Annotated in this window: 13 protein-coding genes; 7 read left to right on the forward strand and 6 right to left on the reverse strand. The window is 65.0% G+C overall.

What is annotated here, in order from left to right; genetic code table 11:
- The first annotated feature begins 405 nt into the window (after positions 1 to 405).
- Both ACQY5K_RS15640 and ACQY5K_RS15645 read left to right on the forward strand, forming a co-directional pair.
- A complete protein-coding gene (locus ACQY5K_RS15640) occupies positions 406 to 1,383 on the forward strand; it encodes a hypothetical protein (RefSeq protein WP_428117099.1) in 978 nt (325 codons plus the stop codon).
- 296 nt (positions 1,384 to 1,679) lie between these two features.
- Complete coding sequence (locus ACQY5K_RS15645) at positions 1,680 to 2,342, forward strand: DNA-3-methyladenine glycosylase I (RefSeq protein WP_428117101.1); 663 nt, start codon at positions 1,680 to 1,682, stop codon at positions 2,340 to 2,342.
- A gap of 189 nt (positions 2,343 to 2,531) precedes the next feature.
- Here ACQY5K_RS15645 and ACQY5K_RS15650 read toward each other — a convergent pair whose 3' ends face one another.
- The gene (locus ACQY5K_RS15650) at positions 2,532 to 3,152 is read right to left on the reverse strand and encodes an IS30 family transposase (RefSeq protein WP_428117103.1); all 621 of its coding nucleotides are present in this window, start codon (positions 3,150 to 3,152) and stop codon (positions 2,532 to 2,534) included.
- A gap of 87 nt (positions 3,153 to 3,239) precedes the next feature.
- Positions 3,240 to 6,389 (reverse strand): choice-of-anchor R domain-containing protein, encoded by a 3,150-nt coding sequence (locus ACQY5K_RS15655; protein ID WP_428117105.1) that lies wholly within the window; start codon positions 6,387 to 6,389, stop codon positions 3,240 to 3,242.
- A 1,126-nt stretch (positions 6,390 to 7,515) separates the two neighbouring features.
- On the opposite strand from ACQY5K_RS15655, the gene ACQY5K_RS15660 reads away from it, so the two are divergent.
- The 3 genes from ACQY5K_RS15660 to ACQY5K_RS15670 all read left to right on the forward strand — a co-directional run bounded on the left by ACQY5K_RS15660 (position 7,516) and on the right by ACQY5K_RS15670 (position 14,580).
- Positions 7,516 to 10,539: an Eco57I restriction-modification methylase domain-containing protein gene (locus tag ACQY5K_RS15660; RefSeq protein WP_428117108.1), complete on the forward strand. Its 3,024-nt coding sequence runs from the start codon at positions 7,516 to 7,518 to the stop codon at positions 10,537 to 10,539.
- 164 nt (positions 10,540 to 10,703) lie between these two features.
- Entirely contained in the window at positions 10,704 to 11,405 is a 702-nt protein-coding gene (locus ACQY5K_RS15665; protein ID WP_428117111.1) for a hypothetical protein, read from the forward strand.
- Between the two features lie 4 nt (positions 11,406 to 11,409).
- Positions 11,410 to 14,580 (forward strand): helicase-related protein, encoded by a 3,171-nt coding sequence (locus tag ACQY5K_RS15670; protein ID WP_428117113.1) that lies wholly within the window; start codon positions 11,410 to 11,412, stop codon positions 14,578 to 14,580.
- A 44-nt stretch (positions 14,581 to 14,624) separates the two neighbouring features.
- Here ACQY5K_RS15670 and ACQY5K_RS15675 read toward each other — a convergent pair whose 3' ends face one another.
- Positions 14,625 to 14,924, reverse strand: coding sequence for a hypothetical protein (locus ACQY5K_RS15675; RefSeq protein WP_428117116.1), 300 nt, complete (start codon positions 14,922 to 14,924; stop codon positions 14,625 to 14,627).
- 141 nt (positions 14,925 to 15,065) lie between these two features.
- On the reverse strand, positions 15,066 to 15,680 hold the full coding sequence (locus tag ACQY5K_RS15680) for a 5-formyltetrahydrofolate cyclo-ligase (RefSeq protein ID WP_428117118.1): 615 nt from the start codon (positions 15,678 to 15,680) through the stop codon (positions 15,066 to 15,068).
- 141 nt (positions 15,681 to 15,821) lie between these two features.
- Between ACQY5K_RS15680 and ACQY5K_RS15685 the strand changes: the two genes are divergently transcribed.
- Positions 15,822 to 16,364, forward strand: coding sequence for a hypothetical protein (locus ACQY5K_RS15685; RefSeq protein WP_428117120.1), 543 nt, complete (start codon positions 15,822 to 15,824; stop codon positions 16,362 to 16,364).
- A 44-nt stretch (positions 16,365 to 16,408) separates the two neighbouring features.
- Here ACQY5K_RS15685 and ACQY5K_RS15690 read toward each other — a convergent pair whose 3' ends face one another.
- Entirely contained in the window at positions 16,409 to 17,488 is a 1,080-nt protein-coding gene (locus ACQY5K_RS15690) for an ISL3 family transposase (protein ID WP_428117123.1), read from the reverse strand.
- Positions 17,489 to 17,601: 113 nt separating this feature from the next.
- Here ACQY5K_RS15690 and ACQY5K_RS15695 point away from each other — a divergent pair, with 113 nt between their 5' ends.
- Positions 17,602 to 17,844 carry a hypothetical protein gene (locus ACQY5K_RS15695; protein WP_428117125.1) on the forward strand — a complete coding sequence of 81 codons (243 nt, stop codon included), beginning with the start codon at positions 17,602 to 17,604 and terminating at the stop codon, positions 17,842 to 17,844.
- Here the strand turns inward: ACQY5K_RS15695 and ACQY5K_RS15700 are convergent.
- Positions 17,841 to 18,569, reverse strand: coding sequence for an SDR family NAD(P)-dependent oxidoreductase (locus ACQY5K_RS15700; RefSeq protein ID WP_428117128.1), 729 nt, complete (start codon positions 18,567 to 18,569; stop codon positions 17,841 to 17,843). The two genes, ACQY5K_RS15695 and ACQY5K_RS15700, sit on opposite strands and share 4 nt — an antisense overlap.
- Positions 18,570 to 18,721 lie beyond the last annotated feature (152 nt).

An 18,721-nucleotide genomic window follows, 5' to 3' on the forward strand; every position in this document is an offset into this window, starting at 1 on the left:
ACGGCATGGCGTGAACGCGTAGTTGAGAAGCTTGTCATCGACGATGCCGATGACGTTCGAGTCACATCCTCGTACCAGATCAGACTGCCGCTTCATCTAATACAAGCTTCGTGGCCGTCTTGCCGGTCGGGGGATCACGTCCGGTTGCTGTTGCCGTTGACGACTCGGCCTAAGGGCGTGCTCTTGGATGTGGATCTTCAAGGTGTTGCTGGCCAGCATTGCGCCTTGCTGCTTAAGCACCAGCTGGCTCGATTGCAGACTGAATATGTCGCGTGGGCGGCTGCCGAGCGGTGTGGAGATCATCGCCTTCTTGTTGCAGATCCACTGATCTACGCCATCAGTGCGTATAGCCCATCCATCTGGCAAGCGCACGCCACGCTGGGCAATCGGTGGGGTGAAAGGCGGATGGCCGAGTACCTGACGGACGGACTCGGTTTCGACGTCACCGAGGATGTAGTTCGCGACCTGCGCGCTGCTGCGCGACCGATCGAGGAACGAATCGGGGCTGCGTCACCAGTCCGGCGGACGAAGGACTCGGTCGCAAGAAACCTGTTGAGGTGTCTTCCCTTCACAGAATCGAGTCCAGAGGACATCGATGAAGTGTCCAGTTGGGTCGCCGACTTCGGGGAAATGGTCGACGCAGTTGACGACAAGACCAAACTCGAGATCGCGGGATACGGCCAACACTGGGACGTGATCGTCGACACGACTATTCCAGTGGATGTGCCGACGAAGATTCAGCTCTCGACCAAGCGACCATGGCACGATCCTGTTGCACAGCGATCCCAGTGGATTCGGGCACAACACACTGCGGCGCAGCGAGTGATGCTCGGTGACGCGCAGTCCGGGCACGCTGAGGTTCATCTCAACGATCATGGCGTCCGTTTGGCCGCGCGACCCCACCTTCGAGCGCCCGATGGTCGCAGGGTCAAGATCCCGACCGTTGACGCTGTCCGTTGGACTGACGACACGATCTCGGTGTACGCCGCTGGCGACGACGTGCCCGCCTTCTTGGACATGAGTGTCCGGATGGCCCTCCGGACACCGATGCGAGTCTTTCTTTGGTTGCTCGTCGGACTCGGAATATTCTCATTCGTACTGGCGTTCCTCGTCGACGTTGAGAACTTGTTCGCGGACGCACCGGCACTGCTCGTGGTTCCGATCGCTGGCTCCATCTTGTTATCGCGACCCGCGACGGGTGTTGCAGAGCGCCTGCAGCGCGTCTTGAGGGGAGCGATTGTTGCCGTCGTGCTACTCGTCTGCTGCGTCTTGGTGGCACGATGGGCAGTACGCGCGCTCGTATCGGATGAAGAACCGACTCAAGATGAGGAATCCGAGACTGTCGCTTGGAAGGACGCTGCTCGTGACACCCCTCTCTTATGATCGAATCTGATACACCGGTGCGCTCGAAGTGTGTCGGTCGCGAGACACCAAGATTCGTACATCGGTGAACGCACGCGAGGATCGAGGGGACGACGATGGCCAAGAATGGTGAACCGGGTCAAGGACGCGTCGGCGCCGTACGCAATCGTTCTCAGGTGCAAAACTCGCGTACCAATCTGTGGGTCAAGCGCGACCTTTCATCTGGGCGCTTCGTCAAGGCAAAGAAATCCGGTGGTTCATTCAAGGGAGTGCGGCGCGAGCGCTAACGGCCATCGACCTATCGCAGCCAGTACCGCGTGAACGAGCCAGCCGAGGTGCCACCCGGCCTGCGCCGGCGGGCCAATGGGACTCAGGCGTGCTGGTGGGGTGAAGGCCATGACGACTACGAGGCGTATCACGACATCGAGTGGGGCGTGCCCGTGGTTGACGACGTGCGTCTGTACGAGAAGATGTGCCTGGAGGGCTTTCAGTCCGGGCTCTCCTGGCTGACAATCCTGCGCAAGCGGGAGAACTTCCGAACGGTGTTTAGCGGGTTCGACTTCGAGGCGGTGACCAGTTTCGGCGATGCCGACATCCGGCGGCTGTTGGGCGATGCAGGCATCGTGAGGCACCGCGGCAAGATCGAGGCCACGATCAACAATGCCCGTGCGGCGCTCGACACCGTTGAGGCGCACGGCAGCCTCGCGGCCTTCTTCTGGTCCTTCGAGCCGAGCCTGGCCGAACGTCCCGCTGTTGTCGACCACGAAGCACTCATGTCGATGTCGTCGACACCGCACTCGACGGCACTCAGCAAGGCGCTCCGCAAGCTGGGCTGGCGGTTCGTCGGTCCCACCACGTGTTACGCCCTCATGCAGGCGTCAGGCATCGTCAACGATCACATCGAGGGCTGCCACCGCCGGCCTGTCATTGAGACCGCACGAGATGCGCTTTCGCGGCCGGTGGGCGCTGGGTTCGACTGAAAGCAGATGGCGATCACACCCTTGTCGAGCAAGCGTCGGCAAGCTCTACCGGTGGTTGCAAGTGAGTTGTGTGTAGGTGTCGTGTGCTGATTGCCAGTGGTGGAGTCGGCGGGGCATGTGGTTGAGTTTGTCCTCGATGACCGCAAGGCGCAGTTGTGCGATGTCGAGATTGGTGCCTTTGGGGAGCCATCAGCGCAGCAGTGCGTTGGTGTGCTCGTTGGTGGGTCGCTGCCACGGCGAGCGCGGCTCGCAGAACAACACCTCGATGCCGAGCGCTGCTTCGACGTCGGCCCAGCGGGCCATCTCGCGGCCTTGGTCCCAGGTGAGGGTGCGCACGAGCGCTGCGGGCTGACGGCCCAGCGCCGCGGTGACCGCGGCGGCGACGGCCGGCGCGCCGTAGCCGTCGGGCAGCGCCGCGGTGACCGCGTAGCGGCTGGTGCGCTCCACAATCGTGACCGCGGCGGTGAGGTTCGCTTTGCCGACGATGAGGTCGCGGTCCCAGTGGCCGGGCTGCGTGCGGTCCTCGACGTCGTCGGGCCGGTCGGCTATCGGCCGGTATTGCCCCAGCGGACTGGGCTTTTGGGCCTGCGCGACACTGCGCGGCCGACGGCGCCGGCAGCGCCGCGGCAGCTTCGCCCAGGAGCCCGCGGCCAGGCCGCTGCGCGCGTCGTTCGCGTAGCACGCCCGGTAGATGGTCTCCGCGCACACGCTCATACCCGCCTCGCGCAGGTCCGCCGCCGCGGCGTGCGGCGACCAGCGCAGCCTCAAGCGCTCATCGACCGCCGCGGCCAGCATCAGCCTCGCTGCCATACTCGACACCTCCATCGGTCGGCTGCATGTGTTGGCAACGGCCATCATGACCGTTCACTTGCAACCACCGATGGAGTTCGCCGTGGTTTATTGGGTGCTGTTGGTGAGTGTGCGTGCTTGGTGTCCGACTTTTTGGGCGGTCCGCCAGCGGTTCGGGCCGGCGATGCGGGTAATGCGGTCGCGGTCGGCGATTTTGGCGGCGGGCACCGCGGCTTGGCCGCCGATGACGTAGCCGCCATCTGCTGCTGCGGCCAGCCGTGTCGCTTGGCTGTGGGGCATGGGCGCTTCGCGTGCGCCGGCCAGTATCACGCAGTCGGTGCCGATGATCCCTGCCAGGGTGACTGCTGAGTAGATGTCGGATTGTGCCTTGGCATCCGAAGCCACCACGATGGGCGTGTCCCCGGAGCAGTCCGACGCCACCCACGGGTGTGCGCCGGCCAGGTGCAGCCCTGGCGCGCCGACGTCTGCGGGCAGCGGCGCCGGTTGGGCAGCAGACGCCTCCGCGGGAGTGCCTCCGGCCAGTCGGATCGCTTGATCGCCGACCTTCTGCGCAGTCGACCACCGGTTGCCGCCCCAGATTCGTGACATATCGCGGTCACCGAGCTTGGCGGGGGGCACTGCTGCTGGGCCGCCGACGACGTAGCCGCCGTGTGCTGCTGCGGCGAGCCGTGCGGCTTGGCTTTGGGGCATGGACGCTTCGCGGGCGCCGGCGAGCACTATGCAGTCCGTGCCGATGATCCCTGCCAGGGTGACTGCTGAGTAGATGTCCGACTGCGCGTCGGCGTCGGAGGCCACGATGATCGGCACGTCGCCGGAGCAGTCCGATGCCACCCACGGGTGTGCGCCGGCCAGGTGCAGCCCGGGCGCGTCGACGTCCGCGGGCACAGCGAAGAAGGCGACACGGTAGGTCTTGGTGCGGCTGGCGTCGGCGGAGGTCACCGTGACGGTGATCTGCGCGAGGCCGCCGAGCGCGACCTGGTGGCCGCCGTCGGCGTCGCTGTCGCCGGGCTTGATCTCGACATCGGCGCGGCGCTGTGTCGCTTCGGCGGTCACGACGGTCTCGGTCACGCCCTCGGCGACGGCGACATAGTCGGTGCGGTCGCGGTCGAACCCGCCGAAGTCGACGCCGCTGAGCCAGAGCGCGGCGAGGCGCGCGTCGATGGCGTCGGGCATGTTGTAGGTGTAGACGCGGCGGTCCCTGTCGTCGACCACGTACATGACGTCGCCGTCGGACCAGATCCCGCTAGGACTGCTGTTGCCGGCGCCGGAAAGCTCCCCGAACTCCTCACGAGGGACACGCTCGAGAAGCCGCGGCTCGCCGCTGTCGGCCTGCGCGGCGCTGACCGCGCCCGGCTGCGCGGGCACGACGGGCAGCCGGTAGGCGAACAGACGCTCGGCGCCATGATCGGAGACCCAGACAGTGACACCGTCGGACCACAGGTCGCGGGGATCGCTGTTGGCGCGGTCGAGCAGGTAGCGCGCGAGCAGATGCCCGCCCGCCAGGTCATAGGCGAAAAGCGCCCGCGCCCGGTCCAGCACCCACAAGGTCCCGCCGTCGGACCAGATGCCGCGCACATCGCCGTTGGCCTGATCCAACGCGATCTCGCGCTCGGCGAGGCGGTCGCCGCTGTCGAGATCGTAGGCGAAGACACGGTCCTGGCCGCTGTCGGACACCCAGACGGTCCCCGTCCGGGACCACAAGCCGCGAGGGGCGCGGTTCGCGTCGTCGAGCACGAACTCGCTCCCCTCGACCCGCTCGCCCGTGCCCAGGCCGTAGGCGTAGACCTCGCCGTCGCCGTCGCTGTCGGCGATCCAGAAAACGGCACCGTCGGACCACGAACCCGTCGGCCGGCCCTGACCGCCGTCGAGGCTCTCGATGTCATGTTCCACCGTCCACTCAAAATCCACAAGACTCGGCCTGGCCCTGCCGCCGCCGCCATCGGTGTCGGGCACCGGGAAGAACGGCACGCTGCGGGTGGGCGGGCTGGCGGCGGGCGGGCCGGTGCGGCCCGAGCCCGACGGCGACCAACCGCTGGGCGTCTCCCCGTTGAGAGCCCGCACCCGAACCTCGTAGGCCGTGCCGGCGGACAGGCCCGTGATCGTCGCCGACGTAGACGTCCCCGAATGCGACCACGACATGAACACACCGCTCGAACCCGCCCGATACTGGACGCCGTAGCCGACCAGCGCGGGTCCCCCGTCGCGGCCCGGCGCGCTCCAGCTCGCATCCAGGCTCGTCGTCGAGCCCGACGTCGCCGACACCGCCGGCGCGACAGGCCGCGACGGCGCCTCGGCCGCGTCGGTGAGGGCGATAGTGACCGCCACCGTGCCGCTGGCCGTGCCGTCCGAGACCTTGATCGTCACCGAATAGCTGTTCTTGATCTCGAAGTCATAATTCACGCCCGACTTCGTCTTGATACGCCGCGTCGCCGCATCGAAGCTGAACGAGCCGCGGTCCGCGCCCTCCATCGTGTAAGTCAGCGTGTCGCCCGAATCCGCGTCGGTCGCCGCCGGAACAGCCGCGCCCACATTCACGCCCGCCGCCGCGTTCTCCTCAACGCTGCGCGCCAGCGAAGAGGCCGAGAACACCGGCGCGCTGTTGGCGGGCGGCGCATTCGCGTAGCCCTTGAGCTCCATGGACAGCAGCAATACATGCGGACTTTCCCAATTGTTATCCGCAATAGCCCACGATAACCGTGTATCGGCGAGGGACCAGCCCGCCAGACCCGTCTGAGCGTTGCTGCTCGTAAAACTGAAGCTCGTGGTGGGTATTCCAGTGACGCCGTCGTTGACGGACACCCAGTAGACCGTGCTCGCCGAAAGGGTGGTGTTCGCCGGCACCGTGAAGGTGTTCACGGCGCCATCGGTGAGGGTGGCCGGGTTCGTGAGCAGAGCGACCTCATCGCCTGGTTGGTCACTGCGGTTGTTCTCCCGGATTTTGACCGCCGTCCCATGACCGAAAAATTGAAGTGCTGCATCGTTCAGATGAATGCGGACCTCAGACAGCGTGTATCCGCCGGTGTTGCTCCCAGTCGTGAAGCTCTGCGCCTGGAAATAATTGCTGAATCCTCCGCTAAGAGTCTGGCCGGCGTTCGACACCAGCGTCACCGTGGTCTGCGCCTGCGCCTGGGCCGGGGGCGTGGCCATAGCCAGCGTCGTGAGCAGCAGCAGGAACGCGGCCAGCGCACCCGTCGGCCGGCGCGGGCGGGCGCGGCCGTTGCGGATGGCGCGAGTCACCGCGAGACCGGCGTCCGCGAGCCGCCCAGCAGTCCGATCGGCTCGCGGATAGCGCTGCCAACGAGATGGGGGAGAGAGAGGCGGTCCCGCGCCGTCGAGCCGGCCCGCCCCCGGCTCTCATAGCGCGGACAAGACGAGTCGTTCACCGCTTGATTCACCGCAACATCTTCAGTCAAAGACCTCTGCATCAAAAAAGAAAGCTACCGCGGCAAACCAACCCCGGGCAACGACGGCAAGCTCTAGCGGTGGTCCCAGTCGCCAAGTCTTTGACGACCTGCGCGAGCCGATCCACGACGGTGTCGACTTCGGTACGAAGAGAAATAGTGTCGCCCGCAAATTCGAAGCCCACGCGGCTTCGTACATAAGGATCGCCTGCGAGACGCCCCAGGTTCGTGACCCTGCCGCGTTCAACTGCGTCCAAATGTGTGTGCCGGATGGTCGGAGGGCAGCTTCCGGCGCAGCCAATCCAAGATGACAAGCGCCTTGCTCGTCTGGGTGTTGGGGGTCCCCGCCACCGCAGCTCGAAATCGCTGCTTGGCCGTCGATCCCCAAGATACGGTTCCGACGCCCTCCAGTTCGCCGGAATGAGTTCGCTCGAGCCACAGCCTCGCTTCGCTGCGAGTCGCAACGACTGCACAGGTAACGGTCTCGGGCTGATTCCCCGAGCTCGCGGCTGCCGCGTTGAAATCGGGTGTCCGCACATCGTCGGGGAGGAGTGAAGGAGTCCGGAGGAGACGCAGCGTAGCTAGGCGTCGATTTCTGTCCAGCACCGTGTAGCGACCAGTGTCAGCCAGGTGATTCCACTTGTGCCCCGCCCTGCCGTTCAGGGCATCGGTGAAGCGGTGAGGTCGTGGTCAGGCAACCCGGCTCCCCTCAGGGGCTGATGCCAGCGTCCATGTGTCGAAGCTGTATGAGCCACACGCGAGCGGCCCGAGACATCGAACTCGGCGTGCGATTCTGCCTTTCGTGGCCCACGTCTTGTCGAAATCAATTTGGTCGTGACACTCAAGGTCTTTAGTTTCGGAGCTGGCACTTCCCGCTGTCGCATGCGCATGCATGAGCGCTCGCGAGGAGGGTCATGGACGGTCAGGTACTCGCTGTCAGACGGCACGTACCCTTGCGACCCGTGAACGCCGATGAGCTGCTGAGCCGGCTGGTGGCGCGCAGAGTGGCACAGGAGGTGCCGCCTGGCCCCGGCGCATCACGGACGGTCCGCTTCGGTCACCTCGAAGTCGCGATGGCATCCAAGGCCGGCGAGACATTCATGCGTGCCCGGTGGCGCGAACGGGTCGGCAATTCGGAGTTGGGATACCTGCTCGTCTTCGACGACTCGAAGACCGATGGGAGCGTCCTGGTACTCGGCCCACGCGCAGCGACTGAGCCATTTCGTTCAATGGATTGCGAAGGGCTTGCGTCCGCAATCGAACGGGCAGCGGCCATGCCGTCGCTGGAGGCGTCGCGTCACATCGCCACCGAAGTTGTGCGTCTCGCAGGCCGAGGTCTGCTGGTGTCGGGATTGCTTACCCGGCACATGCTCGAGCACCGCATTCTGGATGATCCAACGTTCGGCCTCTTCGCTGCCGAAGCGCTTCAAGACGTGCGCTGGGACGGCGATTGGCGCTCCGTGCCCGCCGGGCTCGGCTACGAGATCGAAACCCTCGAGCCGCGTGGGTACTTGCTTCGATTCGACGGCAGTCCCGTGGCCGTAGTGCATCCCAAGGCGGATCCGAGCGACTTCATGCGACTTGACGATGTCGGTCGCCCGCCTGAAGGCGTGTTGGCAACAGACTGCCGGTCACGAGGTGCTCGATACGGGCTGCTTGCCTGCCGGAATCGTTATCGCCTCTTTGACTGCGACCCTGCAGCCTCGACGGCGGAATGGCTGGACCTCGACGCTCAGTTGCTCGGCGACGAACGCCGCGCATACCTCGCACTGCTCGCCCCTCGCTACCTGGCTGAGGGTGGCTTCACCGAATTGCAGGATGAGGCTCAGTCGTTTGGCTCGGCACTGCGACGCCGACTCGACCGCACCATTCGCCACGATGCGTTACCCGCGCTGGCAGCCGGGCTTGAGCGTTGGGTGGCTCAGACTGGCGCTGACCTTGATGACGATGAATTCAGGCAGGAGCTTCAGCGCGCAGCACTCACCCTGCTGTTCAGGCTGCTGTTCGTGCTCTACGCCGAGAGCTCGCGCTACTTGCCGACTGATGACGCGACCTACCGTCGGCATTCGCTGGCCGAACTCGTGGCTGAAGCGCAACAGACACAAGACGATGTCAGCGACGCTTCGACCGGTCTGTGGTCCAGCTTCGGTACGCTGGTTCGAGCACTCCGCACTGGCAACCCGGCGTGGGGAGTGCCCGCCTACAACGGCGCTCTCTTCTCAAACAGAGATTTTGAGGGTGCAGCGCTCCTCGAGGAGATCGAACTCGACGACCGTTGCTTTGCCGAGGTATTGACAGCGGTCGGCATCGATGCAGAGACGGGCCGCGGCGTCGACTACTCCTCATTGGAGATCGCTCACATCGGTCACATCTACGAGACGCTGCTGAGTCTGCAGCTCACCGTGGCAGATCGTCCGCTGCGGTACGACCTCAGACAAGAGCGATACGTCGCCGCCGTCAACGACGAGCCTGAAATCGTCTCAGGATCGTTGTTGTGGCAAACCCACGAGGGCGGTCGCAAGTCCGGTGGCGTCTACTACACGCCGGTGCCGCTGGTGAAGCATCTAGTGCGCCAGGCGGTCCTGCCTGCATTCGAAAGTCACCTCGACGGGGTACGGCACGTTGCGAAGGACGACCCGGTCGCCGCAGCCAATCGACTGCTCGACTTCGCGGTGCTCGACCCTGCCTGCGGCAGCGCGCATTTCTTGGTCGAAGTCATCGACCTACTCGCCGAGAGCACGGTTACGTTCCTCGCCGAAACGCCGTTGCCGAAGATCCGAGAGTCGATCAATGGCCTGCGGTCCCAAGCGCGAGCGGGCGTCGAGGCCACCGACGCGGCCCTTTTGCGCAGGTTGCTGCTCAAGCACTGTGTGTACGGGACCGATGTGAGTCCAATGGGCGCTGAGATCGCCACATTGTCGCTGTGGCTCGCCACATTCGTCCCCGGACTGTCGCTGGCGTACTTGGGCCGCAACGTCGTCGTCGGGAATGCGCTCATTGGTGTCGCCTCAGCATCCAGTGTTGTGCCGGAGGGCACATTCCAAGAGCAGTCACTGCGAACGGCGCTGGCGGACGCCTCCGAGGCAGCGGAGCGAGTAGCTGAGATCGACGACCGCACACCCAGCGAAGTTGAGGCAAGCAAGGCTGCCGACGCCGAGACCGCGGTAGCAACCGCCGGCATGCGACGCCTATTCGACCTGTGGACGGCCGAGGGTTTCGAGGTTGTCGGCGCGCGGGAGGCGGCGGAGGTGTCGGGTTCCGATGTCATCGCTGGCACGATGGGCGATGACATTCGCAGCAAACTTGAAACAGCGACCCGGCTTGCAGCAGAGCACCGTTTCCTGCACTGGCCGCTGGAGTTTCCGCAGGTCTTCGCAGGCGAGCGCAGCGGCTTCGATGCTGTCGTAGGCAATCCGCCGTGGGAAGAAGTGACGGTTGAAGAACTTGCGTTCTATGGATTGCACTTGCCTGGGCTTCGAGGCCTCCCCAACCGCGAGCGACAAGCGGCGATCGACGAACTTCTCGATGATCGACCCGAACTCGCCAGCATGCTGGAAGAGGAGCGAGAGCGACTCGGTGTCGAGCGGGCCGCGCTGAAGGCAGGTGAGTACGTTTCGACAGGCGGCGACCCCGACCTCTACAAGTACTTCTGCCAGCGGTACCGCAATCTCGTCCGGGAGGGCGGGATGATCGGCGTGGTGTTGCCGAGGTCGGCGTTCGTGACGCAAGGTTCGGAGGGATTTCGCAACTGGCTCTATACCGAGATGACGGCTCGCCGAATCGACACATTGATTAATCGGCGGCTGTGGGCGTTTGAGACTCACCCGCAATTCGGCGTCGCACTCGTCACCGCCCAAAGCCAACGGCCGCCCGCTGGGCACATTGTTGCGATGCTCGGGATCGCGGATTCGAACGAGGCCTGGGCAGCTCAGGCTGCGTCATCGGGGTGCCTGTGGCGGTCGCATCGCTTGGCGACGGTTGGCTGACGCCGCGTCTGAGGTCGCAGGCCGAAGCTGACCTCTTGGCCAAGTTGCGCACGGGTTCGAGATTTCCCCTTGGTTCGGGCGGAAGATGGATGTGCTTCGGCGTAGCCGAGCTGCATGAGACCAAAGACAAGCCCCTTTGGCGAAGTGCCAGAGGGGGTCGACAGTTGTGGAAGGGCGAGAGCTTCGACCAGTACGAACCGCACGGCGCGGCGGCCCGCAAGTGCCCGGCCAGTGCTGCAGTGCTCAAGAAGATTCGCAAGCCCCGACCAGGCAGCGGTTCGCTCATCGCTGACCATGTCAAGTTGGCGGTGCGTCGAAGAGCGGTTCGTTCCGAACTCGAACGCGCCCGGCTGGCATTCCGCGATGTGTCGCGCTCCGACGACAGCAGGACTGCCCGCGCTTGCTTGGTTCCCCCTGAGGTCCTGCTGACCAACAAAGCGCCGTATATCGCATTCGTCGACGGCGACGAGATGACCCAAGCTGCCTGTCTCGGCATCATCAACAGCCTGCCCTTTGACTGGCAGGTGCGTCGCTACGTCGAGATCAACATGAATTTCTTTCTACTGGAGTCGCTGGTCGTACCCAATCTTGATGACGCCGCCTACTCGGCCGTTGCCAACGCTGCGGCTCGGCTCTCTGCGGTAGATGACCGCTTCGCACAATTCGCTACGGCCGTTGGTGTCGAATACGGCCCGTTGGCGGCCGACGAGCGCGAGCACCTGCGCATCGACATCGACGCGCGTGTCGCACGGGCGTGGCAACTCACCCATGACGACCTGGAGACGATTCTTGCCGACTTCACCACTGATGCTGTGGCGCCGGCCTACCGCGAGGCTCTTGTTGCGCGGCTGCTCGAACTGAGCTGAGACCGTGCCGTCCCGTCCTGACTTGCTCGACAACTTCGGAGACTCGACTCGCCACGCCGAAGCGCTCACATTCCTTCTCGACGACATCAGCGTCGATGACGGCCTGTCGGTGGCCACCGGATTTGTCAGTCTCGGCGGGCTCGCGCATCTCGCAACAGCAGTCGACGATGGCCGACAGGTGCGTCTATTGATCGGTGCCACTCCCGCGCCGGCGCTCGGAGCGCAGTTCCCCAACACGCTGTTCGAGACGACACTCGCCGGCCTGCGCCACGACCGGGACCTGGCTCGGTTCCCGCCCAGCAGGGCAGCGGCGCAGCTGGCCGCACTCGACACCTGGCTGGATGACGATCACGTCCAGGTCCGCCGCTACACAAAGCGCTTCCTGCACGGCAAGGCGTATCTCTTCGGTGATGCCGAGAATGCCCGGGCTGCGCTTGTCACTTCGGCGAATCTCACGCGTGCTGGCCTGTTCTCAAACCTCGAGCTCGGGCTCGTCGACTACAGCCCGAACGTCGCAGGCCGGGCTGTGTCGTGGTTCGATGCACTCTGGGAAGAAGCCGTCGACTTCAAGGCGGAGTTGCGGGAGCTGTTGTATCCCGACATCGGCCTCGTCAATCCTCGGACGGTGTACCTGCGGGCACTCGTGGAACTGCTCGGAGGGGAGACGGATGAACCTGAAAGCCCTTCGCCCGGTGCCATTGAGCTAGCCGCGTTCCAGCGGGACGGGTTCAACCGAGCGCTGCGCATACTCGAACGCCACCACGGCGTGATCTACGCCGACGGAGTCGGAACCGGAAAGACCGAGATCGGCCTTGCACTGGTCGAGGAATACGCCTTGCGCCGGGGCCTCCACGCGCTCGTCGTCACTCCGGCACAGCTTGTCGAGCACTGGCGCGGTCGGCTCACGCGGGCTCGTCTGCCTGCCGAGGTCGTCAGCTTCCACCAGCTGGCATCAGACGAACAACTCGCGACCTCAGGAACTGCGAACCCACAACTGCACCTCCACAGCGACAAGGACGCCTACCGATTGGTAGTCGTCGACGAGGGGCATGCGCTTCGTACTCCGGGGACCACTTGGTACCGTGCTATGTCGCGCTTGCTTGGCGGGGTTCAGAAGGATCTAGCGCTGTTGAGTGCCACACCCATCAACAACGGTCTGTGGGACCTATACCACTTGGTCATGACGTTCGCCCGTCATGACCGCGCGTTTGCAGCATGGGGGATTCCGTCGCTTCGGAATCTGTTCATCCGAGCTGGTGCCAACGAGCGAGACGCCGAGAATCTCGATCCTGACGTTCTGTTCGAGCTGGCCGATCTCGTCAGCGTGCGTCGAGACCGGCACTTCATTGAGCGGCACTACCCGGGTGCAACGTTTCCCGACGGGACACCTGTTGCATTCCCTGAACCAGAGCTGTCCACAGAGCGTTACGACCTCGATGCCGCATTCCCCGATCTTGTGCAGACCATCACCGACAGTCTCGGCCAGCTGACGATGGCCCGCTATCGGCCCAGCGCGTACCGACGCGATGACTCTGAGACCGGCCGAGAAGCGGTGCTCAGCGCACTGCTGCAATCGGCGGTACTCAAGCGATTCGAGTCGTGCTGGCATGCGTGCCTCTTGACCGTGCGTCGAATGCTCGCGGCTCATGACGTGTTCCTCGAAGCATGGGACAACGGATATGTCCTCAGCGGCGAGTCGCTCCGGCAGGCGACTCTGGCTGACCTCGACGAGTCGGGCCTCGCCGGTTGGCTCGACGACGAAATGGACGAATTCGTATCCGAGTCGACTGAGGATTTCCTGGAGTCGTACCGAGACTATGTCGCTGGCGACCGTGACGTGCTGGAAGCGTGTGCTGACGCACTCGACGCACTCGACGCAGCAGGAGATCCCAAGCTGGAACTGCTGAAGCGAGTGCTTCGCGAGGTGCCATCGGACAAGGTCGTCGTTTTCTCGACCTTCGCCGACACCGTCCGTTATCTCGACGAGCACTTGCCAGACGCCGCTGATGGGCGCGAACGCGTGACCGTGATCGGCGCCGAGACTGATCCCGATCAACGCACCGGGTTGCTGGCTCGCTTTTGCCCGGTGACCGTCATTCGCCCCGACTACGAGCCGCCCGACGGCGAAGTCGACTTGCTGCTGAGCAACGACGTGCTCTCGGAGGGGCAAAACCTCCAACAGGCGGCGGCGGTGGTCAGCTACGACATGCCGTGGAACCCCCAGCGCGTCGTACAGCGATACGGCCGGGTGGTTCGGCTGAAGAGCCCGCATGACACGGTGTCACTGGTGTCGATGCTCCCCGAACCTGGCGATCTCGAAATGATCCTTCGGCTCGAAGCGGCGATTCAGCGCAAGATTGTGGCAGCGCGACCTTACGGAATGGAGATTGAAGTCACCGACACGCAAGTGGAAGAGGAGATCCGCTCCTATGCCTTGCGTCTTGAGAGTGACGACGCAACCCTGCTAGATGAAGATGACCCGGCCGCTGAAGGCCAGGTGCTCAGCGGCGAACTGCTGCGGGCAGAGCTCCAGCGAGCGGCTGCTGAAGGCGAGATTGAGCGGCTGCTCAACCTGCCCTGGGGAATCGGTTCGCAGTTCGTGCAAGGCCCGGCGGTTCCATCAGTAGGCCCGTCGGGCGTCTTCTTCGCTTGCCGGACGCCCGATGGTCATAAACACTGGCGTTACGTCGCTGACGATGGGCAGATGTCCTCGGTCCCGGCGACCATTCTGCGCCGCATCGACCCGGGCTCTGCCCCTGGCGTTGACGCACCGGATCTTGATCTTGAATCAGCTTGGAGTGACGCAGTTCAGTCGATCATCGACGATCACAATGAAGGAGTCCAGGCGCTGCTTGAGGGTCGGTCGCTAGGACCCATTCAGCGGTGGGCACGGGGACTATTGGCGGATCCATCAGTTCCGCAGCCGCCGTCGGCGAACGAGGTCTTCGAGGCGCTGGCCGTCGAGCGCAGCACCGCCGTGCGAAGGGACCTCGGCGAAGTCAGGCGGACGCTGGACGATGGGTCGATCGACGGAGCCACAGCGGCCATTCGGATCTCCGAGGTTGTCGACTTCCACGGACTCTTGCCAGTCGAATTGCCGTCAACTTCCTCGGCCATCTCAGAAGATGACATCGGCGTTGTGTGTTGGATGGGCGTGCTCCCACCGCCGCGCTAGCCGCATCTCGAACCAGGTGCCGGTCAGTCCGGTCAGGCTCGCCGTCAGTCTGAACCGGGGGCGATGACGGTGTCCACCATCGACACGGTCATGCCCGTGACTCGTTCCGGCTGGCCGGCGAATACGGCCGCCCGCTCGGGCGACGCTGCGAATTCCTGGTAGGCGGCTTCGTAGTCGCCGGGGTGGCTGACTGCCCAGACGAGCTGATTGTTCTCACGGTCGGCATACATGAACTCGACCTTGAAACCAAACTTCGCCCGCACGGCGATGATGTCGGGGAACCACTCGAGTAACGAATCCATCTCGCCCTCGACGACGTCGTAGCGGCGCAGTTGTGTCGCCATGTCGGCTCCTTTCGCAAGCGGGGTGTCGCGTTCTTGGCCAGGACGGTTCGGGCCCGTTCGGCTGCGGCGCTGCCCACCGTACTGTCGAGATGACCATCACAACCCACTGACTGGTCGTCCGCGATTCGGGGACGCCAGCTACTAGCCGCTGTTGGGGTCGAGGGCGACGACGCCGCCCTCGGTGGCGAGGTGGGTCATCGCCACATCGTGGGCTTCCATCGGCAGATGGTCAAAGACCAGCTCGCGTGTGGCCACTCCGACACGGGGGCACTCGTCGGGCAGGCGCGCCAACAATCGGTCGTAGTAACCCACGCCGTGCCCCAGCCGCGTGCCACGCAAGTCGAACGCCACGCCCGGCACGAGCGCCAGCGAAATGTGCCGCGGCTGCAACTCGAAGGCGTCAGCGGTGGGCTGTGGGAAGCCGTGCCGATGCTGCTCCACGGCGCCCACCGCCGGATGCAAAGTCAATGGCCCGTCAGGCGGCGTCCGCGTCACGGCGAACCGCTGCCACCCGACCGCTTCGGCCAGACCGTCGAGCGACAGTTCGTGCGGCATTGCCCGGTAGAAGAGGATCAAACCTCCACTGGCTGCCGTTGGCCGCCCCGCAGCGGCCGAACGCTCGTCGAACTGTTCGATGAAGTCCTGCAGGCCTGCCACCACAGCCGTCGCCGAACGCTCGGACACCGGCTGCCGATGATGACGGATCCAGCGGCGCCAAGTGGCTTTCGAAGACCTCGTTCCCGGCCCACTGCTCATTGGACTGACGCTAGGTACATCGCGTTGTTGCAGCAACACCTCGGGACTGATTTTCCGAACGGCATCAGGTACGGGATCTACGCAAACATGCAGCGCAATCGATGGCCAGACACCGCTGCGCGTGGCCGTGGGCTCCGCGCCGTGGGTATCGGGGAAGTCACGCTTGCGCCGCTCTATGAACGGCCGCCTCGACCGCTGGCCATGGCGCGCTGGCTTCTCACTCAGTTCTTCTGGTGGCAGAACGGGTTGTGGATCGCTGCCGGCGTCGTGGCCTGGCTCTGGCTGACACCGTCGGTCGACCGTTTCGCGACGCCCGAAATCTGGGCAATCGGGTTGGTGTACCTGCGCAATGGCGGGCTCATGGTTGCGATCGTGGGGAGCCTGCACTGGCGGCTGTACATCCGTCGCAGCCAGGGCACCCAGCACAAGTACGACGAGCGCTGGCTGTCAGTCGGGCGACGACCGTTCCTGTTCCGCAATCAGACCCGCGACAACGTGTTCTGGTCGCTGGTCAGCGCGTGCGCCATCGCAACGCTGTACGAATCGCTGATGCTATGGCTGTACGCCAATGACCGCATCTGGACGGTGTCGGCGAGCGGCGGCCTCGCGAACGTCGCGTACACCGCAGCGCTGACGGTGGCGATGTTCCTGCTGATCCCCGCGAACCCGTACCTGATCACGTGAGCCTTCGTCTTTTTTGGGATTGGGGCTGCTGGGCTCGGCGGGGTTCATGTTAGGAGAAGGCCGCGGGCTTCGAAGTTGGCGTAGTTGGTGAAGCCGTGGGCTTTGCGGCGCAGGACCTGGAGCAGGTTGTTGGTGCGGTCGATGCGGCCGTTGGGGGGCCGCCCCGTTTGGTGCCAGGCGAGGATCTGGTTGTGCCAGGCGAGGAAGGTGTCGACGGTGTCGCTGAACTCGGGGATCAGCCCGGTGCGGTAGATGTCGGCGAACCGGTCGAGCGCGGCGAGGGCGCCTTCGCGGTCGTCGGCAAGGTAGAGGCCGTGCAGCTCGGCGAGCGCGTCCCAGGCTGCTTTGAGCCGCGGATGGGCGGCGAACAGCGCGTCGAGGCGGGACTGCTCGGCCGCGTCGAGCTTGTCGGGTCGGCGCATCAGCAAGAACCGCGCCCGGAACACTTCGGGGTCGAACGCGGGCACTGAGCCCTCGGGGCGGCGCTGCACGTCGCGGCGCACCGCGGTGAGCCCCGCCGCGAACCATCTGATCACGTGGAACCTGTCCAGCACATGGCGGGCATGGCCGAGCCGCACCTCGATCGCGGCCTTGTACGCCTTGGAGCCGTCGCACACCACGACCTTCACGGCTTTGCACCATCGGGGCCCTTGCGCGGCCAGAAACCCCGACAGCGCCTGGGCATCGCGGTGGGGCACCATGGCGAGCACCTCGCCGGCGTCGCCGTTCGCCAGCACCGTGACGTACCGGTGCCGTTCGCGGATCGAGGTCCCCTCCACCACCAGCACCCGGCACCTCTGCCGCCGCCGGCGGTCGGCGACCAGACCTGCCCAGGCCACCACCAGCGCGTTGACCAGCCTCCAGCTCAGCGCGTGGCGGCGAGCTGCGGCGTTGACCGTCATCGCCCGCGCGTCGGCCACCAGCCGGCGCGCCACCTCCAAGTCCCGGACCTCGCGGTCCCGGCGATCATGAACCTTCCCGCTCGGGGTCCCGCAATCAGAACAGCACGGGCGGCGCACCGTCGAACGCACCCGAACCACCAGCCGCTCAGGCGCGTCGACGACCACCCCCAGCACCTCAGTCCGCGGCAGCCACAGCCGCACCGACACAACATCACGCTTCATCGAGGCCCTCCAGGGTTCGGCGTCTCCAAACACCGATCCCCCCAGGGCCTCGACCCCTACAAACGGACCCTCAACCCACCCTCATCCCACAAAACGACGAAGGGCCGATCACGTTGACCGCCACCTACCTGCTGCTGTCGCCCGCTCCGTCGCACTCGGGATTCGACCGATATGTCGTGGCCGGCGGGCGCACCGTCGCCGGCGGCAACCGCTTTCACACGCTCCACCACCGGTTCTTCGACTGCAATTACGGCACGTCGCTGGTGCCCATGGACAAGTGGTTCGGTACCTTGCACGACGGCAGAGACGAGGCCACCGAACTGGTCAAAGAGCGCCGCCGGCCGGCAGCGCCCTAAGCGATCGTCTCGGGTTCGGTGGTGACCAGCAGCTCGGCCACCGACGCCGTGTTCGGCAGTCGCAGGATGGTCGCGACTGTGTGAGCGAGGTCGTCTGCCTGAATCATGATCGAAGGGTCGACGCCGAATTCTGCCGTCATGTCGGTCTGGACGTAGCCGGGGCAGACTGCGGTGCAACGGATCCCGTCACCGAAGGTCTCGTGGCGGACCGAATGGTGCAGCGACATCGCGGCGTGCTTGCTCATGGCGTACCCAGGGGCGAACGTGCCCCGAACCCGTTTGCCTGACATCGAGATCACGTTCACGATCCGACCTTCGCCGCTGCGACGCAGGTGCGGCAACGCAGCCCGGATCATGCGGAACGGGCCCTTCGCGTTGACCTCCCACAGCAGGTCGAGGGTTTCCTCGGTCAGCTCGTCGAGGGTGTCGGTCGAAGCGACGCCCGCGTTGTTGATGAGGCAGTCGATGCGGCCATGGTCGTCGAGCGTCTCGGCTGTCCAGCGATCGGCGCCGGCTCGGTCGGTCACCTCGTAGTGGTGCAGGCTCACCGCGGGAGTGCCGCTCGAATCGGTCCGATACGCCGCGGCCGACTCCTCGAGAGACGAGAGGTCGCGCGCCCCCAGCGACAGCGCCCAGCCGTCGGCGTGCAGCGCCGCGGCGAGTGCCGCGCCGATGCCCCGATTGGCTCCGCTGATCATCGCCACGGACCCGGTGATGTCTCGCATGTCGTGTGCCTTCTTTCGAACTCTGTCACGCCTCGTCAGGCGCCAATCCCGCCGTCATGACACCGCAGCGTCCCGGCGCGAATTGCCTGCTGCCTGTAGTTTTCGCAGGCGGTCTCCGTCAGGAGCTGACACCCGCAGGGAGGGTACGGGCG

It is taken from the genome of Candidatus Poriferisodalis sp. (assembly GCF_965262965.1).
In the GTDB taxonomy this organism is placed as follows: domain Bacteria; phylum Actinomycetota; class Acidimicrobiia; order Acidimicrobiales; family Poriferisodalaceae; genus Poriferisodalis.